12 protein-coding genes are annotated in these 18,502 nt (G+C 52.8%); 1 reads left to right on the forward strand and 11 read right to left on the reverse strand.

Annotated features, from left to right (window positions below):
- Positions 1–33 precede the first annotated feature (33 nt).
- From CRP01_RS29935 to CRP01_RS29960, 6 genes are all read right to left on the reverse strand, one after another.
- Positions 34–1,488 (reverse strand): DUF1501 domain-containing protein, encoded by a 1,455-nt coding sequence (locus CRP01_RS29935; RefSeq protein WP_099153749.1) that lies wholly within the window; start codon positions 1,486–1,488, stop codon positions 34–36.
- A 98-nt stretch (positions 1,489–1,586) separates the two neighbouring features.
- Complete coding sequence (locus tag CRP01_RS29940; protein ID WP_170110602.1) at positions 1,587–2,501, reverse strand: bile acid:sodium symporter family protein; 915 nt, start codon at positions 2,499–2,501, stop codon at positions 1,587–1,589.
- Between the two features lie 61 nt (positions 2,502–2,562).
- Positions 2,563–5,412: a DUF1553 domain-containing protein gene (locus CRP01_RS29945; protein ID WP_099153750.1), complete on the reverse strand. Its 2,850-nt coding sequence runs from the start codon at positions 5,410–5,412 to the stop codon at positions 2,563–2,565.
- A gap of 264 nt (positions 5,413–5,676) precedes the next feature.
- Positions 5,677–8,418 (reverse strand): S8 family serine peptidase, encoded by a 2,742-nt coding sequence (locus CRP01_RS29950; protein ID WP_099153751.1) that lies wholly within the window; start codon positions 8,416–8,418, stop codon positions 5,677–5,679.
- Between the two features lie 409 nt (positions 8,419–8,827).
- A complete protein-coding gene (locus CRP01_RS29955; protein ID WP_170110603.1) occupies positions 8,828–10,630 on the reverse strand; it encodes a S41 family peptidase in 1,803 nt (600 codons plus the stop codon).
- A gap of 118 nt (positions 10,631–10,748) precedes the next feature.
- The gene (locus tag CRP01_RS29960; protein ID WP_099153753.1) at positions 10,749–13,157 is read right to left on the reverse strand and encodes a TonB-dependent receptor; all 2,409 of its coding nucleotides are present in this window, start codon (positions 13,155–13,157) and stop codon (positions 10,749–10,751) included.
- A 133-nt stretch (positions 13,158–13,290) separates the two neighbouring features.
- Here CRP01_RS29960 and CRP01_RS29965 point away from each other — a divergent pair, with 133 nt between their 5' ends.
- Positions 13,291–13,926, forward strand: a complete 636-nt coding sequence (locus tag CRP01_RS29965; RefSeq protein ID WP_143473587.1) for a MarR family winged helix-turn-helix transcriptional regulator — start codon at positions 13,291–13,293, stop codon at positions 13,924–13,926.
- Between the two features lie 13 nt (positions 13,927–13,939).
- On the opposite strand, the gene CRP01_RS29970 is transcribed toward CRP01_RS29965, so the two are convergent.
- The 5 genes from CRP01_RS29970 to CRP01_RS29995 all read right to left on the reverse strand — a co-directional run bounded on the left by CRP01_RS29970 (position 13,940) and on the right by CRP01_RS29995 (position 18,473).
- Entirely contained in the window at positions 13,940–14,536 is a 597-nt protein-coding gene (locus tag CRP01_RS29970; protein ID WP_099153755.1) for a hypothetical protein, read from the reverse strand.
- Positions 14,537–14,569: 33 nt separating this feature from the next.
- A complete protein-coding gene (locus CRP01_RS29975; protein WP_143473588.1) occupies positions 14,570–14,944 on the reverse strand; it encodes a hypothetical protein in 375 nt (124 codons plus the stop codon).
- 168 nt (positions 14,945–15,112) lie between these two features.
- The gene (locus CRP01_RS29985) at positions 15,113–15,520 is read right to left on the reverse strand and encodes a hypothetical protein (protein WP_099153758.1); all 408 of its coding nucleotides are present in this window, start codon (positions 15,518–15,520) and stop codon (positions 15,113–15,115) included.
- A gap of 59 nt (positions 15,521–15,579) precedes the next feature.
- The gene (yidC, locus tag CRP01_RS29990; RefSeq protein WP_099153828.1) at positions 15,580–17,490 is read right to left on the reverse strand and encodes a membrane protein insertase YidC; all 1,911 of its coding nucleotides are present in this window, start codon (positions 17,488–17,490) and stop codon (positions 15,580–15,582) included.
- Between the two features lie 506 nt (positions 17,491–17,996).
- A complete protein-coding gene (locus tag CRP01_RS29995) occupies positions 17,997–18,473 on the reverse strand; it encodes a hypothetical protein (protein WP_143473589.1) in 477 nt (158 codons plus the stop codon).
- Positions 18,474–18,502 lie beyond the last annotated feature (29 nt).

The raw sequence follows: 18,502 nt of genomic DNA on the forward strand, positions 1-18,502 counted from the left end.
GCGGATCGCACCGGAGCTGCGCTATTCCGCTCCTCATGCCAAAATTTCCTGTACCACCCGCCCGTGCACATCGGTAAGCCGGTAATCCCGGCCCTGGAAGCGATAGGTGAGGCGCTCGTGATCAATACCCAATTGGTGCAGGATAGTGGCCTGAAGATCGTGCACATGCACCCGACCCTTCAGTCCGAAAAAACCGATCTCATCGGTTAGCCCGTGGGTGAAGCCGCGTTTGATGCCACCGCCGGTCATCCACATGGTGAAAGCCTCATTGTGGTGATCCCGGCCGAGGAAACCCTTGCCGGTTCTGGCTTCCATCATGGGGGTACGGCCAAATTCACCGCCCCAGACCACCAGCGTATCGTCCAGTAGCCCGCGCTGTTTCAGGTCGATGATCAGGGCGGACATTGCCCGGTCGACGTAGCGGCAGCTATTGCGGAGTCCGTTGCCGACACCGTTGCCCGGTCCGGCCCCGTGGGTGTCCCAGCCGCGGTCGTACAACTGCACAAATCGCACACCCTTTTCTACCAGTCGCCGGGCCAGCAGGCAGTTGTTGGCAAAGCTCACTTCGCCGGGCGTTACTCCGTACAGTTCCTTGATATAATCCGGTTCGTCGTCAATGAACATCACGTCGGGAACGGAGGACTGCATCCGGAAGGCGAGTTCGTACTGCGAGATCCGGGTGAGCGTTTCCGGATCGCCCGATTCCTGGTATTCGAGTTCATTGATCTGGTTGATCACATCGATCGATTCCTTGCGGAGTTTGCTGTCTACACCCGTTGGGTTATTTAGGTTCAGAATTGGATCTCCTTTGGAGCGGCACTGGACTCCCTGGTGGATACTGGGCAGGAAACCACTGCCCCAGACCCGCTTGCCGGCACTCGGACCACCGCGGGATACCAGCACGACGAAACCCGGCAGGTTCTCATTTTCACTGCCCAGCCCGTAGGTCACCCAACTGCCCATACTTGGGCGTCCGGTGCGGGGCGATCCGGTATGCATCAGGAACTGGGCCGGCGCGTGGTTAAATTCATCGGTATGGACGGCCTTGAGAAAGCAGACCTCGTCCACCACTTTGGCAAATTCCGGCAGGTAATCCGATACCCAGGCCCCGGACTGACCGTACTGTTGGAAAGTAGCCTGGGGCCCCAGCATTTGCGGCAGGCCCTTGATGAACGCAAACTGTTTGCCGTCCAGCAGGGAAGGCGGACAGTACTGGCCGTCCAGCTTTTGTAGCTCGGGTTTGTAGTCGAACAGTTCCAGTTGGGAAGGAGCGCCGGCCATATGCAGATAGATGACCTGCTTGGCCCGGGGAACAAAATGGGGGAGCTCCGGATCGGGAGTGAACGGACTACCTGTCTTCCCAAATACCGGAGTTCCGAGTAGGGAATGCAGCGTAAGGGCCCCCAAACCGGACATACAGTCTTTCAAAAAATGCCGGCGGGTATGGTAATGGGCCTTCCTGAACTGAGCTTCCTCGTGAATTTTCATATAGGTACCTTTTTGTAAAATGCGCTCGCGATCGATCGTTGAATTCCTTCATCCCTTACGGGGATTATCTTCTCTTCTTTGTGACGCTTCTTCTCAAATTAGGAACTGACTTCAACGGCACTTCCGTCCATCAGCTCCGGTTCGGATGTTTCCAGTTCTCTTTTGCCAAGCTGCCACATCAGCACACCGCCCGTTACAAACATCCAGATGGAATAGGCCACGGTCGGGATCGCCATTTCTATATTCAGCAAAATAGTGGTGGCGATCACAAACGCCAGCGTACCGTTCTGGATGCCGCTTTCAATGGTAATGGAAATGGCATTTTTCAGTTTCAATCGGAATAGTCGGGCGGTGAGATAGCCCAATCCCATGGTGGCGATATTCAACAGCAGCGTTACCAGCCCCACTCGTTTCATGGAATCGCCGATCATAGAAAAATTAGCGGCCACCACCGCGATGAAGACCAGAATGAAAATGACGGTAGAGGCAATGCGCATGGGGCGTTCCATCCGGTCGGAAAAACCGGGCCGAAAGCGCCGGATGATCATGCCGATCGATATCGGAATCACCGTAATGACAGTGATCTGCAGGATCGTGCTCAGCACCGGCATCTCAATCGGCGTACCGTTGCCGCTACCGAAATAATCCAGAGCAAAAGAGAGGATCAAAGGGATCGTGATGATGGTAATAAAACTCGTGATGGCCGTCAGGGTGACGGAAAGGGCGATATTCCCCTTGCACACCTGGGTGATCAGGTTACTGGTCGGCCCTCCCGGTGAAACGGCCAGGATCATGATGCCAATGGCCAGGATCGGTTCCAGCTGAAAGACGACCGCCAGCAGGAAACCCAGGATCGGCAGGAAGATCAGCTGATTGGTCAGGCCGATGAGTATGGCTTTCGGGTACTTGACGATCCGGGTGAAATCGGCCGGTACCAGCGTCATACCCATACCCAGCATGATAATCGCCAGGGAAAGGGGGAGAAACACTTGGGTTAGTAAAGTAATTGACATGATTTGTAGGTGTTTTGCTTCAAAAATGTAGTTGCCATGACTGCGGATCATGGGCAACCGGTTAACTTTTTACGATCAGTTCGTCCAGATTGAACAGGGCATTGGCGACGATACACAGGGCCGCCAGTTTCGTCTTCTCGGTTTCATTGTACGTAGATTCCGGTACCAGGGCATCGCGTTCATCGGGATTTTCCTGATAATGTGTGAACGACCGTTCGTATAACTCCTCCAGTAACTTTAACTTGGAAGCATCTGGAGCCTTGAACAATAATTGCCGGTAAGCCTGACTGATCTGTTGTGGTGGTGTTTCAAATTCCCGGAATAGCCGCCGGGCAAAGGTTCCTGCCGCTGCAAAATAGATCTCATCGTTCAGCAGGTTAAGGGCCTGTAGGGGCGTGTTGGTCCGGATGCGCTGCGAACTGCACAGGGCGCGGTCCGGACTATCAAAAGTGATCATATCGGGGAAGGGATCGGTCCTTTTCCAAAAGGTGTAGAGTGTACGCCGGTAGCGGTCTTCCTCCTGGGTGAGCACCCAGTGGGGGATTTCCCGCGGGCTGATGCCCAATTCGGGCAAAACGATACTGGGGCCACCGATCTTTGGATCCAGCAAACCGCTCAGAGCGAGGATTTGATCCCGGATCTGTTCGGCGGAGAGCCGCGTGCGACCACCCCGGGCGAGCCAGATATTATCCGGGTCCTGCTCCAGTTTTTCGGCGCTCGTCTGACTGGACTGGCGGTAAGTAGCGCTCAGGACCAGTTCCCGGATGAGACTTTTCAGGCTCCAGCCGTGATCGACCAGCAGGCGGACGGCGAGCCAGTCCAACAGTTCGGGATGCGAGGGTTTTTCTCCCTGAGAACCGAATTCCTCCATCGAAGCCACCAGGCCCCGCCCAAAGATCTGTTCCCAGATGCGGTTGACGATCACCCGGGAGGTCAGCGGAGCTTGCGGGCTCACCAGCCAGCGGGCAAAGGCCAGCCGGTCCCGGGGAGGATCCTTCATGCCTTCGGTAAACAGGTGGGGAATGCCGGACCGGACGGTATCTCCGGGCGTCAGCCAGTTGCCTCTTTCGTAAACACGGGTGGTGCGGCTGCGGTCGGGCGGCAGGTCGCGGATGATGGGGGTGGTTTCCGCCGGTACTGCGGCCAGTTCGTCCAGCTTTTGCCGCAAGTCCGCCGGGTATTGCTGCAGGGCGGGATCCCGCTCGTAGTAGGTGATCTTGTCCAGATAGAACAGGTGTTGGATATAGGTATCTCCGAGCCCAAATTTGTAATAGATCCGGTGTTTTCCCTCGGTAGGGGTGATGGGCGTGATGAATTCTGCATAATCCTCCGCATCGGTGGGGCGGTTACCCTGCCAGCCGGGCCACTCTCCGCTTTTGGTGACCTTCACTTCCCCGATCTTGGGCCCGTCCAGCGCACCCAGATGAATGGAAATCGTACCGGCAAAATCCAGCATGGAAGCGGTTCGGAACCCGATTCGTTCTACATCGGTGAGGTCCACCTCCCGAAAATAGATCCACGAGCTGTCCTGGATCTGCCACAGCATTTCCTGATCCGGACGGATCAATTCGATCAATGGGCTGGATTTGGTGTATTCTTCGGCTTCAACCGTCCGGTAGCCCAGGCCGGTGAGCAGCTCGTCCTTTTGGTCGTGCAGAAAACCGGACGTAAGCGGCTGATGCTCGGGTTTCAAACGAGTTTTGATCCATGTAATGATCTCTTTTACCTTTTCAGCATTTTCCGGGCTGTAAGTGTATAGTTTAGGTTGCTCGCTGTAGATGTCCCGGTCTTCGGAATTATTGAAAAAAGCCATGGAGGTGTAAAACTCCTCGTGCAGAAAGGGATCGTAGGGGTGGCTGTGACACTGAACGCAGGCCATGGTGGTCGATTGCCAGACTTCGTAAGTGGTGCCGACCCGTTCGATCACCGAAGCGACCCGGAAGGTCTCATCGTCCGTACCCCCTTCATCGTTGGCGATGGAATTGCGGTGGAAAGCCGTGGCGATCAGCTGATCCTGGTCCGGATTCTCCAGCAGGTCGCCGGCCAGTTGTTCGATGGTGAACTGGTCAAAGGGCATGTCTTCGTTGAAGGCCCGGATCACCCAGTCCCGGTATTTCCAGATATTGCGGTTGGAATCTTTTTCGTAACCTTTGGTATCCGCATAGCGGGCCAGGTCCAGCCACATGGTGGCCCAGCGTTCACCGAAGTGGGGCGAAGCCAGCAATTGATCCACCAGCTTTTCGTAGGCATCCGGCCGCTGATCGGCCAGAAATGCCTCGGCTTCCCGGGGAGTGGGCGGTAGTCCGGTGAGATCGAAATACAGCCGGCGCATCAGATCTACCCGGGGCGCTTCGGGATTGGGCGAAAGGCCGTTCTCGGCCATCGCATCCGAAGTAAAACGATCGATATCATTAAGCGCCCAATCCTGATGGGCTGGGCTGGGGGGAATGATCAGGGCATCGAGCGGCAGATAGGCCCAGTGCTTTTCCCAATTGGCCCCTTCGTCAATCCAGCGGGCAATCCGGTCAATTTCACTATCCGACAGAGGGGCTGCGTCCAGCGGCATACGGTGCTCGGGATCATCGGAGATCAGCCGCCGGTAGAGTTCACTATTTTTATGATTGCCCGGGATGATGGCCGGTCGGCCGGATTCGGTGTCTCCCAGGGCCGTGTCCTCGAACAACAGGCTGAAGCCGCCCATCGCGCGTACCCCGCCGTGACAGCGCATACACTTTTCGTTCAGGATCGGACGGATGTCCCGATTGAAGCTGATCTGGTCAGCTGGATCGGATTGACAGGAAATGGCGTACAAGATCGTGCCGGCGATAAGTAGGGCCCACGCAAGCCGGTTTTGCGATATGACTCTTGACCAGAGAGAAAAATTAGTCCGGGAATATACCTTCCAGCTCATAGCCCTTTAAAACTTAGTGATAAAGAACAATTTACAATAATTGACGAGAACTACTATTATGGACTGTTCTGAAAGTGAAATACCTGACAAGCCGGGAGATAAAAAGGAAAGACGCCGGTCGATTTACTGGATCGGGGCGGTGGTCGCGGAATAGAAAGGATAGGATAAGGTCGGGTAGGGATTGTTGTATCAGTACTGAAAATAAAAAAGCCCGGCGGAAAAAATTCCGCCAGGCCTCCCCCTTACTAAAATCAATTCTTTTGTTTACAGTCTTATTAGTTTTTCGTTGAGTAGTGCTTTACCGGATTGAGAAATGCGGAGGATGTACATTCCCGCCGGATAGTCGGACAGATCGAGATCGAACTGACGGTTGCTTTCCAGGTCGAGCGGACGGCTTTGTAGTCGGTGCCCCGCCTGGTTGAAAAGTTCCAGCTGCCCTGCGCCCGGCAGATCATCCGCTCCGAGCTGAATGTTAACCCGGTTGGCCGTTGGGTTCGGGTAAACCGAAATGCTGGTATTCAAGGTTTCGGTTACCGGCAGCTGGCTTTGTTCCAGCAGCGGGTTGGCGGCGGCCTGCCACTGCTCGAAAGTGCGGGTAATGATCACCGCAAATTCCGCCCGGGTTACCTTGGCGTCACCTTTGAACTCCGCGAGTACCGTCGGGAACAGATCAAATGGGCCCTGCTCGATGTAGAAGAAGGCATTGATCAGGTTGAGGTTAAGGGCCGCCTGTACGTGGCCTTGTAAAGCCGCCGGGATGGTGGACGCATCCGTGATTTCGGCACTTTCGCCGTTGGCATCAGCCGTAAGCGGTTCTCCCGCCAGGGATTCGGCGTAAGCCTGCAGACCGAGGCTCTGAATGATGGTGTAAGCCAGTTCTGCCCGGGTCACCGTAGCGGAAGGTTTGAATTGTCCGCTGCCGCCGGCACTCACCAGTAGTGAAGCTCCGGAGTGGTCACCGTCCCGTAGGGCAGCGCCGGTAGCCATCACCGATTCGGCGAGTAACTGCTGACTGCCGCTTACATCCGAAAAGCTGAAACTGCCGTCGGTAGCAAGATACTGCCGGACACCCTGACCGATAGATAGGTAATCCGCCAGCTCGATCCGGTTGAGCTTGTCGTTGGGGCGGAACCGGTTACCCTTTCCGTCCATCAATCGGCTGCTGATCGCCAGTCGGATCGAGGATTCGGCCGGGTGACCGACCACATCGTTCAAACCGCTGATACTGGAGATCACGCTTTGCCGGAGAGCGACATCAACCGTTTCCGGCAATGCTATGCCATTCAGGTCTTCGATCGCCAGGGTCCAGGTACCTGCTTCCGGGTTGCTGACCGCTACCCCCCGGCTTACCGAGAGGGTAAAGGTGACCGGTATACCCGCGCTGTAGCGCAGACCGCTGGGTGAATAAAGTGCCAGGTTGAGGAGGTTGCCGGTGGTACCCAGCAACCCCAACGCCCTGGTTTGTGCTTCAATGGCCGTGGTACCTTCAGCTACGTTGAAAGTAACTTCGTTGCCATTGATATTTAGAGGACTGTAATCGATCGTGTAATTGGTGCTGACCGTAGCGGTGTTGACCTCGGATACAAACTCCCGGCCTATTTTCAACATACCGCCGTAACCGGCTTCGGCACGGTAGGCCAGATCCACTGCCGCATAAGCATTTACGTATCCGGCGCCTACTTCCCAGTCTGCATAACCCGGCATATTGGTCGCCGTTTGTTGCAGGATGGCTTTTACATCGTAGGGCGTCAGTTGCGGATTGGCGTCCAGCAGCAGTGCTACGATGCCCGCTACGTGCGGTGCGGCCATGGAGGTGCCGTCCAGCGTAGTGTAGTACGGTAAATGAGCCGGATCTTCAATAGTTTCCAGATCGTCCGGGGTGCCCAAGGCTCCGGTTGGAGATGGTGCCCGGGTAGAAATGATGGATACACCGGGAGCGGTTACGGTTGGGCGATCTTCCCAGACGAAAGTCTGTCCGTTTACGACTACCGTACCGCCGTTACCTTCAACACCTCTGGAGGAGAAATCTCCCAGGCGTCCCTGCTTGTCACCGGCAGCTACGCAAATGACCCAGGGTGCTTTTTTATAGTTGCCGGTGATCGTTCCCGACGCGGAACCGGAGTTACCGGCCGAGAAAACCACTACGATGTTGCGGTCTGTACATTTTTTGGTAGAGATATTGATCGGGTCGTTGGGATCAAATGGGGTGCCGATGTCGCTGGTCGTTCCCCAGGAATTGGTGATCACCCGGATACCGTATTCGAACTGGTGTGTCAGGGCATAATCGAAACCCGAAGCCACATCCAACAGCAGGAGGGCCAGTCCGGAGCCGTAGCCGACCAGGTCTGCGCCCGGAGCAACGCCTTCGTATTTTCCGCTGGAAGCTGCGCCCGTTCCGCCGGCAATACCCGCCACGTGGGTGCCGTGGCCGCCGGTAGCGTCCGTATTGGGAATATTTTCGAGCGGGGTGACGGGAAGAATACCTGAAATGGCGTTCAGGTTAGTGGCTCCCGTTGCATTTTGAACCAAATGACTGCCGTATTGCAGGTCCGGGTGGGTTCCATCGATGCCGCTGTCGTTCACTACCAAGCCGATACCGTCACCACTGACCGGCAAACCGCCGTTATTAAAAGTGAAGGTGGCGTCTGTCCGTACCTTATCCACACCGGTGAGTACGGTTGCCCGGTTATTTTCCCAGCTAACCGGCCGGTTTAGATAAATTGACCGGACACTGGGATCCTGGGATAATGCCTCAATCTGTCCCGGAGTAGCGATCACCCCGGCAATGGGCAGTGAACGGAACGTGATCCCCTGGGTGATGCCGATCTGCTCCAGCAGAGACACATTCGAGGTGGTCGGGGCGGCTTCTCCGTGGAAGCTGACGATCACCTGTAAGTTTAGTGGGTTTTGGGAAAGTGCATTGGTCAGATAAGGATCAATGCTCACCTGCCCGAAGGAAGTTAGTGTTATTAGAAGCGAGAAAAAAAGTAGTAATGTGTTTTTCATTTAAGTTCGTATAATTTGTGTTTTATGGTTTGGACAGTACAAAGATGGGGAAGAGAGCGGGGAAAGCTCCCGCAAACTGATATGGTGAATAATATGGAGAAAAAAATTATATGATGATTTTGCACGATGTGAAAACCCTTAAAGGAGAAAGAGATTGATCAGGCGGTAAATAGACTGGTTGGAATCGATTGGTACCAAAAAAAGCCCACTATTCGGATTTTTTAGCTCCAAATAGTGGGCTGATCGGTGTGTTTCGGGAAGAATTCCCGCAAAAAGGATGAAATTTTGCCGCTTTTGCACCCGCACGTTTTGCCGTTATCGCAGCTTTGGTGCTTTCGGTTCTCTGATCAACGGCCGATCATGCGGATATTTTAGGGGGGATTTCGGCCACAGTTCGACGCCTAGAGGTTTATTGCCCCCGATCGATCAGCTTCAATATGGTATTCAGGTCCGGATCATTTCCTGAGATCAGGTCTTCCACCGTCCAATTGATCGGAATATCCGGAACGATGCCGCCATCCGGGGCTCCGTCCGGCGTATAGGAGCCGAATATCGGAATATCCACTTCGATCTGCGTATTGGGCAGCTTGGTAAAAAAGATCATCCCGCCGTTCATACCCCGCTGGTTGCCTCCAGTGGTCCGGCCGACCAGGGTACCCAGGTGGTACTTTTTCATATAAGTGGCCATGTAATGGGTGGCAGAACTATTGGCCGCATTGGTGATCAGGTAGGTTTTACCCTTGAAAGCGTTCTTGTCGGGTTTGAATTGCTGCTCCCGGCCGCTCACCGGTTTACTGAGGTAATTGCCATCGGCCTGTTGGACAACCTTTTTACCCAGATCAAAAACGGAGTCATCCCAGGTATTAATATAAGGTCGCAGGTCATCCGGAATACGTTGGAAGGCAGTTTTCATTGCCGGATTGTGCATCGTCACCGGTTTTTGCAGGAGCCGTTGCAGGATAAATTTATAGACCGCATCCGCACCACCGATATTATTCCGGATATCGATGATCAGTTGGGCATCGGGGCGGCTGCTGAGTTCCTGGAATGCCTCTTCCAGAAATTTTTCCCAGTCCATTTCCATGTGCCAGGTAACAAAGGTGCCCAGGCGGAGGTAGGCCACCTCCTCGCGCAGCCAGGAAAAAGACCAAAGTTCGTCATCAGTTTGGGTAAAGTCCGGATAGCGCTCCCGGAGGATGCGGTTGCGCTCCGATTTAGGGAGGGTGCGGACTTCCGTTTTAAAGGATGTCCCGCTTGGGTGGTCCATCACCGATAATTCCAGCCGATCCCCGACCGGGAATTCCAGAGGAAACAGTATATCGAAGTATTCAAATTTTTCCCGACCATTTAATTGCAGACTATACCAGCGTCGGGCATCATTGCCACCGTCGGCACTGATGTAGGGGAGGAGGCGCTCCAGGATCTCCCGCACCGGTATGCCGTTGATCGTGAGCACTTCCACGCCGCGTCGCAGGCGTTCCTCCCCGGAGGCATTTTTATCGATGAAGATCCGACCGTCCATTATATTAAAGGTGACGGGCAGTCTGTCCGGCTGGTAAAAGAGCGCCTGTTTGATCAGGGAGGGTTGATTCCAGGGGTTGGTAATGGTATGGCTACATTGGATACCGGCAATGAAACGGGTAATATGTTTGTAGGCGCCGGGCAGATCATTTTCGGCCAGCATATTTTGCTCCAGCTTTTGGTAGGCTGCTTCCAGTTCCGCTTCCGTTATATAACGGTGCAGGTTGGGGTGGATGGTAGCAAGTGCCTGCTGCAAAACCGCAATATCTTCCCGGATCGCTGCCGGACTGAAGCGAATCTGCTGCAATTCGGCGGGGGAAAGCCAGTTATGGATATCGAAGGTGGCTTCGACCGTCAGTTGGTCCCGGTCCAGCTTCATTTGGCGGTTGTCATCGCCGTTGAGTTCAAATTCGGTGTCGTTTTTGACAAACTTGTACTGTAGGACCGGTTTATCGGTTTCCAGTTGCAGGGAGCCGGTAAATATCCCATCTCCGTCTTCGTCGGTCAGAAAAAAGGTCTGTTCCCAGGAAAGGGGCGCAAGATCACCACGAACCCCAATGCTCGCGGGACCTTTCGGTGATGGAACTTTCACAGCAAAGTCTATCTGACGGATCTGAGACGATACGGAATGTCCGCACAGCATGGCCGTCAGCATGAACCAAAGAGAAAACCGGGATCTAAGCACAGTCATATTCATCATGATATTTTTTGGGCTTAAATCTCGGTTTTCCCCGGCGGGGTATCGGCTCAGATCAAAATACAAAGGACTCAAATGATCCAAAAAGTGTGCAGATCATAAATTGAGCACTCTAAAAATCCAGTACCAGGCCGATAATTGGCAATACCGATGAATTTTCCTGCTCAATGATCACCAGGGTATTCGGACTGATCACATTGCCCATTTCATCGCGGTCGAGCCCATATTGCGGTTCTTCCGGCAGGTTCTGATTAAAGGCGTTCTGGAATTCCAGATAAACATCCAGGGCGAACTTCCGGAAGTTGAACTTCTTATCGATCCGGATATCGGCCTGATTAAAGGAGGCTAGGCGTTCGCTGCCCAGGCGACTGTAATCGAGGATAATTGCCGGATAACGCTCCAGGGTGGCCGTTTCATCCACCGGTACGAAAGGAGATCGCCCGGCGTAGCGATAGCGCAGACTCAGCTCCCAGTTGCGTTTGAATTTATACCCGCCGGTAAAGGTGATCAACTGGCGGCTGTCCCAGAGGGAAGGCAGATAGGTATCCCCGCCGGCGCTGAATTCGCTGCGGAATAGGGTATAGGCCAGGATACCGTAGAAGTTTTTAGTGTACTGTTGCTGGAAGAGGAACTCCAGTCCGTAAGTGCGCCCTTTTCCATCACTGGTAATGGCCTCGCTGCCGAATACTTCAAACCCGGCGCCTTTATTGGCAAGGGAGACCTGATCCAGGATCGAAACCGGATAACGATCGTAGTTTTTGTAGAAACCTTCCAGGGTGATCCGGGCGGAGGTATTGAGGTTGTACTCCAGACCGGCAACCAGGTGATCACTGCGAATGTAACGGGCGTCGCGGTTGACCAGCATTCCTTCGTTATTCCGGTAACCTAATATGGTGTAGGGCGGTATTTTGTAATAACGGCCGACCGAAGCATTCAATCGCCAGCGTTTCGCGGGATCCAGCGCATAGGAAAGCGACAGCCGCGGGGAAAGGGTCGTCAGTAACTGTTGTTCTTCATTGGTAAAGGTATTGGCGTCGCTGCGCAGCCCCAGTGATATATCCAGCCGGTTGTTGAACACCGAGCGGGAGGCCTGGGCGAAAAACCCGTAACGCCAGAAGTCGATGGCCGACGTGAAGTTAAGATCGTCCACCAGGTTGACAGTCTCATTCGAATAATCGGCCTTCTGGAGGACCAGACCGGCGCTGAGGATCCAGTCGCCCCAATAGCGCGTTTGCTCGTGACGGAGTTTGAGCTCGCTTTCCCGGGAGTCGTTGGAAAAGTACAATCCGCTCTGGCCGACATTGTCCGTAAAGCGGGAAAAGCCATTATTCAGTACATTATTGCTGAGAACCGTCCGCATGGAGCCGGAGCCGTCCTTCAGTCGGCGATTCCAGCTGATGCCCGTCGTGACGGACCACTGTTTGATAATGGGAACCTGATCGAGCGTGGCCTGTTGTTCCGGTTCGAATTCTTCCAGCTCATTCACGCTAAAATCGTCGATGGATCCGATCCCGATCAGACTGATGTCGTTGTAATCATCAATTTTGTGATTGATCTTATACTGATAATCCCAGTAATCGGGCAGAATAGGTAGTCCGATCAGTTTGAAGAGAAATTGGAGATAACTCCGGCGGCCCGAAACGAGGAAGGTTGTATTGCTGTTCTCCCGGCCGCCTTTGAACAGGGGGCCTTCCAGGGTAAGGGCCGTTTCGCTCGCGCTGACCCGGATGTTGGTGCGGAAGCGCTGGGCATTTCCGAGGCGCTGGTCGAACTGCACCACGCCGGACAGCGGATTATCGTAGCGGGCATCGAAGGCGGAAGTGGACAGATCAACCTGTTCCACAAAGGAAACGTTGATCAGACCAACCGGCCCGCCGGCACTGCCCTGCGTACTGAAATGGTTGATATTGGGGATCTCGACCCCGTCCAGGTAATAGACATTCTCGTTGGGAGCGCCACCCCGGATAATGATATCGTTGCGAAAGCCGCCGACCGACCCCGCCACTCCGGGAAGGGACTGGACCACCTTGGCGATGTCGTTATTGCCGCCGGGGTAAGTAGCGATCTCCACGGCAGAAAGCGTCTGGGAAGACAGCGGGGTCACCATATCTTCCCGGGAACTGGCGGAAACCACCACTTCATTGAGTTGCTCTACCGCTTCCTGCAGCTCGAAATTCAGGGCGGGGTTACCGGCCGAACGAATGATCACGTTAAAACGCGTGTCCTTCTGGTACCCCAGATAAGTGGCGGATATCTGATAAGTTTGGGTAGGAATATTGGTGATCTCGTAGAAACCGTCCAGATCGGTCACGGCCCCCAGTTGAGTCTCTTCAATGGATACCGCCGCGCCGATCAGCGGTTCACCGCTCCGTGCATCCCGCACGTAGCCCGAAAGGGATCCGGTGTTTTGGGCGGATAGCCAGACCGGTCCCGTGAAAAATAAAGTGATCGTAAAGATCAGCGCGGATACAAACGATGTTTGAGTACTACCGGACTTCCGGATGAAGCGAATTTTTAACATTCTGGCGATACTTTTGTTGTAGAGCTTATTTAAGCACAATTGGTCGGGGCCTAGCTCCCAATTTCATTTCAATTTATATCCAGAACCATTATCTTATGGAATTGTTTTTAAATTAGTACAAAATTGTAATAATTTGAATGACCCACATCTTTTGCGGGAACTGGTAGATCATTATCTGGAGTACGCCGGGAGTAATCACAAACAGGAATTGCCGGAGTTTGCGGCCTGGTTGCGCGACCGCACGCAGGCGAAAGCAGGTACGGAACTGTCGCCGCAGTTGCAGGATGCGGTGAAGTATAAGGGCCTGGTGCTGGCGGTTGCCGAACAATGGGGACGCCTGTCCCAGTTTGCGGCCGTCTGGAGCAAAATGGCATTTGCCACCCTGCCGATCAAGACCTTTGCGGAATACGGACTCCTGAAGTACATCTCGGAATTAAATAACCCGACCAAAACGGATCTGGTGGAAATGTCGATGCTGGAAAAAAGTACCTGCTATGAGATCATCCGCCGCCTCCAGCAAATGGATCTGGTGGAGGAAGATCGCGATGCCGCGGATAAACGCATCCGCCGCGTGCGACTGACGCCGGCAGGGCAGGAAGTGGTCAGTGGGGGAGACGAACAACTTTTGAAGATCTCCCGTGTGCTGGTCGGAGACCTCGACCGGGAACACCAGACCCAGCTGTTAGGGATCTTAATTCAATTGAATGATTTTCATTTTCGCCTGTACCAGCAGGATCACGAAGTGGTGCGGAAAGACTATTTTGAGTGATCTACTCACAGCTTTATTGCCCTTTCTCGTGATTGCTCCGGTTCGCTTGTTTCACTTCCACCGTTTCAATAGTTCCCCAACCAAGGCAACCCAGTCGGTAGGAAATATGTACAGCCACGGGATAATTTTCGGAGGCGTCGTAATACCGGTCAGAAATATACACCTCATCGGTGATCCGGCCATTGCTAATCTTGATGCGAGGAAATTTTCGCCAGGGGCCTGATCCACGTTTAAGAGGGCCTGCATTTAAAACGATAAAATTCTCAGCATGCACATCCTCTTTCGTAATTAGGTAGTTCGTACCTAGCAGGACACTATCCAGGAAACCGCCGAACATAATACCGCTTCCCAACAGGATAAATAGGAAAATGGCTAATTGATAAGCTTTTAGCCGAAAACCGCTGATGTTTCGATAGGACTGTTTACTATCCAGTTCCAATTGCCTAAATAAATAAGTAGCTCCGATAAGAGTCGGGATTAGCAGTAACCACCAGGTCCATAGCTGATTTCTAAGAGTTAGCTCCCGTAGATAAAAATTCAGAAGATGGGACAGGCATCCCAGACCAAACAGGCGTTTTATACCTTTTTCGGTAAAAAGATTTTTGCTCATCCTTCAGAGTCTGATTCAGCGAAAACTACGTTTTTAAATAAAAATCGTACCCGTCCGGGGCTCCTTACCTTCACCTTCGAGGCGGTATTTCAGATAAGGAACTTCGGCCGTAGTATTGATCTCCACAATCACTATATTCTGGCGTAGTGCCCGCATAAAGGCCGCTTCTTTGGAATAAACCGGCATATTGATCCCGGCATCTCTTAGACTTTGCTCGCAGTCTGTGCCTTCGCAAAAATCGTTCTGGGATACGTAGGCATGGGGAAACTGTTCGATAAAGTTCCGCACGGGCTCTTCCCGGGCCAACTTTTCAAACAACATTTCTTCGATGCGGAGGGAATCGTTTACTGCCGACTGGCAGGCGGCGAATAGAACAACAGAGAAGGAGAGGAAAATTAGTGTGCGCATAATTCAGGGTTTATCTGGAAAGATGCAACCGGCAAAGATCCTGGTGGCTGGGCGGCCTCAATTCAACAGACCGTCAGGACACCGGTCACCGGAGCGTACTCCACCCGTGAAAGATAGGGATAAATACCGCGCAAAGCAATACAATGGAGTTTCTAAACGGTAGGGAGATCAAGCTTTGCCATCCTGCATGGCCAGGCGGTAGGCCATGACGGCCAGGATAATGGTAATGGGAGTGAAGATAAGCGTTTCGGATCCCGAACTGGAAGAGAGGTTACCGGCCGTATTCAATAGCAGGAAAACGAAAATTACCCACATGGCCGTTTGCGAAAACCCCTGAAAGCGGGGAGATTGGATATAACCCACCCGGATCGCGATCATCAACATCATCAGGGCACTGACCACAATGGCCCCGATCTCCATCATCACCACCTGGGAATTGGTTTCCAGATTTCCTCCCCAGATCATTCCCGGATTGATGATTCCGGAGATCACCAGCAGGTGAAAAACAACCAGTGCGCCGAGAGCCACCAGCAGAATATTGGCGGCAAGTTGGAGGGAGATGTATCGCTTGAACATAATTAAAGGGCCTTAGAAGAGTAGCGGTACCCGGCAGCAGCTGCCGGATACCGAAAATACTATTTCCGTTTGCCGGATTTTCCTTTCTGTGCCTGTCTTTCGGCCTGAACGCGCTGTTGCTCTTTCATGGCCGCTTCCAAACGTTCCTGGAAACCGGATTTTTTCTTTTTAGGTTTTTTCTTGTAGGCTTCCAGTTCCTCCTGGATCTTATCCTGATTGATGATGTAGTTCTTGGTCACCACCGTTTGGGTGATGTTGAACAGGTTACTGAACAGGAGATAACAGGTCAGACCGGCCGCGAAGCTGTTGAAGAATCCCAGGAACATGATCGGCATGATGTACTGCAGGTACTTCATCGCCGGATTGGACCCGAAATCCATATGCTTGGTGTTGTAATAGGTATAGATCAGCGTCGTTACCGCCCAGAGCAGGGTAAACAAGCTCAGGTGAGCCCCGAAGAAGGGGATCTCGAACGGCAGCCGCGCGATCACATCGTAGGAAGACAGGTCAGTCGCCCAGAGGAAGCTGGCCTGACGGAACTCGATAGAGGCCGGGAAGAAACGGTACAATGCAAACCAGATCGGCATCTGTAAGACCATCGGCATACAGCCACCGAGTGGGTTCACCCCGAACTCGCGGTACAGCTTCATGGTCTCCATCTGCACCTGTTGCTGGTCGCCTTTGTATTTTTCCTTCATCTTCTCGATCCGCGGCTTCAGTGCTGCCATCTTGTTTTGCGAGTACAGCATTTTGTAGGTCAGCGGATACAGGGCCAGTTTAACCAGGAAGGTCAGTACCAGAATGACGATACCGGCGCTGCCGATAAAACTGGAAAGGAAACTGAAGATCGGGCGAATCACCCAACGGTTGACCGTTCCGAAAATACTCCAGCCGAACGGAATGATATCCTCCAGGTCCGGCCCGGCGGCCCGCAACAGGGCATATTCGTTGGGACCGACATAGAAATCCATATTGAACGACTCGCTCGAACCGCGTCCGAACGGAATGTCCACCTGGGTATTCAGCACCTTCAGATCATCGTTGGTCACATCGAGCATCTCGGTTTCCAGCAGGGCGCCGCTGAAGGCTGTCTCGGCGATCAGACTGCTGTTGAAGAACTGATTGGTATTACTGACCCATTTCAGTTTTTGGTCATCCAGTTTTTCAATATCGTCCGACGTACAGGAACAATAATCCGGATCGTCATCGACCGGCTTGTAGTAGGCCGTAGAGTAATTTCGCTCGTAGTTGGTGTTCAGCTCGATCTTATCCAGGTAGTTCAGCCATTTCAGCTGCACTTTTTCCACGTTTCCGGACAGCACCTGGTCCATTCCCTCGAAACGGATGTCGTAATCGATGACGTAGGAACCTTCCCGCAGGGTATATTTTTGTTCGAAATAACGGTTACCGCCCGCACTCGCCCGGAAGGTGATCTGGCGGGTGTTCAGATCGACCGTGGGCGTAAAAATGAGGTCATCGGTATTGACCCCACCACTGGGAACGTTGGCCATTGGCAGATAATAGCCGAAGCGGTTCTTTTCATCCTCCAGCAGTTTCAGCGGCACTTTGGTCTGTTCCCCCTTTTCGTCTTCCAGCACCTTGAAGTAATTCTTCAGCATGACGCTCGTGATCCGGCCACCCTTGGAATTAAAGGTGACGGACATCAGGTCATTTTCCAGACGGTAAACTTTCCCATCTCCGGAAGCGGCAGCCGCAAATGGGCCGAAAGTACCGCTCAGTTGAGCCTGTCGGAGGGAGTCGTTAACAATTTGGAGGGTATCACCACCGATAGGAACCGTCGGTTCGATGCTGGTGTCTATCTCAGCGTAGGGCTGATTTTGGGCCAGGGCGATTGAATCCTGGCGGCGTTTTTCTAATTCTAATTGTTCCGGCGTCGGTGCGTTAAATTGCTGCCAGAGTACCAGCAACAAAAAGATCAGTACAAAACCGATCACCGTATTTCTGTCCATTCCCATCAATAGTCGATTAGATAAAAAAAATGAGCCGTTGGGCCCTCTTTTTAAAAACAGGGCAAAGGTACAATTTTACGGAAGCTTACAACAATAATCCTAGATGATTATTGCCTGTTGTAGGACTAAGAAGAGCTGGTCGGGGATGGAGGACGGTAGCATCGGCCAATTCCACCGGGTTTTGGGGACAAATTATCCGGAAAATCCGTTACCGGATCAAAACCGGTTTCGGAGGTTTGGACACATGAAAAAAAGGAAAAAACATTGCTCGTAGAAAAGGTACTAATAAGCCATCAAAGGCCCGGTTGATACCCGGGACGGCTCCATTTTCACTGACTACGAGCTTCACTACGGGTAGCCGAAAGTTCTTCCTTTTAAGATTTAAAACTTTGATTAACGGAGGTTTACACTCCTGAAAAGGTCTAGATCAGGCACAAAACGGTCTAAGGCACAAAATCGTGGGGGACGATCTTGCGTGAATTGAATATGCAGTGATCCGGGATGGCCTATCGATTCGCCAGGTGTTCCCGAATGGCCATAACGACCTGTTCCTTCAGGAGATCTTTCTGCATTTCTTCCACCTTGGGTAAAGTCTCTTCGTAGTGAACGGCCAGTTGGCGATCTTCCTTGGCGTAGTCAATACGAATGTAGGGATGGTGAAAATGCAGGACCTGCTCGAGATAGAAGAGGTCATCAAACACGATTCTCATGATCGCGTTGGGTCTGGAATCGATGTTGCCTCCCAGACTCAGAGTTTCAATTTCACCCTTTTTGACGTCCTTGTCGAAGATCATCTCATCGTTTACGTAGACCTTCAGGTTGCCGTCGAAAGAAGTGTGGTAAAGTACCTGAACATTCTGTTGCATATACGCCTTTTTGATCGGCATAATGTTGGTCGTAATGATCCCCTGAAAGGGCACCTGGCCGAATAGGGTCGAGCAACTGAATAGCAGGCAGGATAAGAGTAGTGTGTAGGTTCTCATAAGGCTAATGGATTGGGTTTCTTCATATA

Source organism: Flavilitoribacter nigricans DSM 23189 = NBRC 102662 (assembly GCF_002646595.1).
Lineage (GTDB): Bacteria > Bacteroidota > Bacteroidia > Chitinophagales > Saprospiraceae > Flavilitoribacter > Flavilitoribacter nigricans.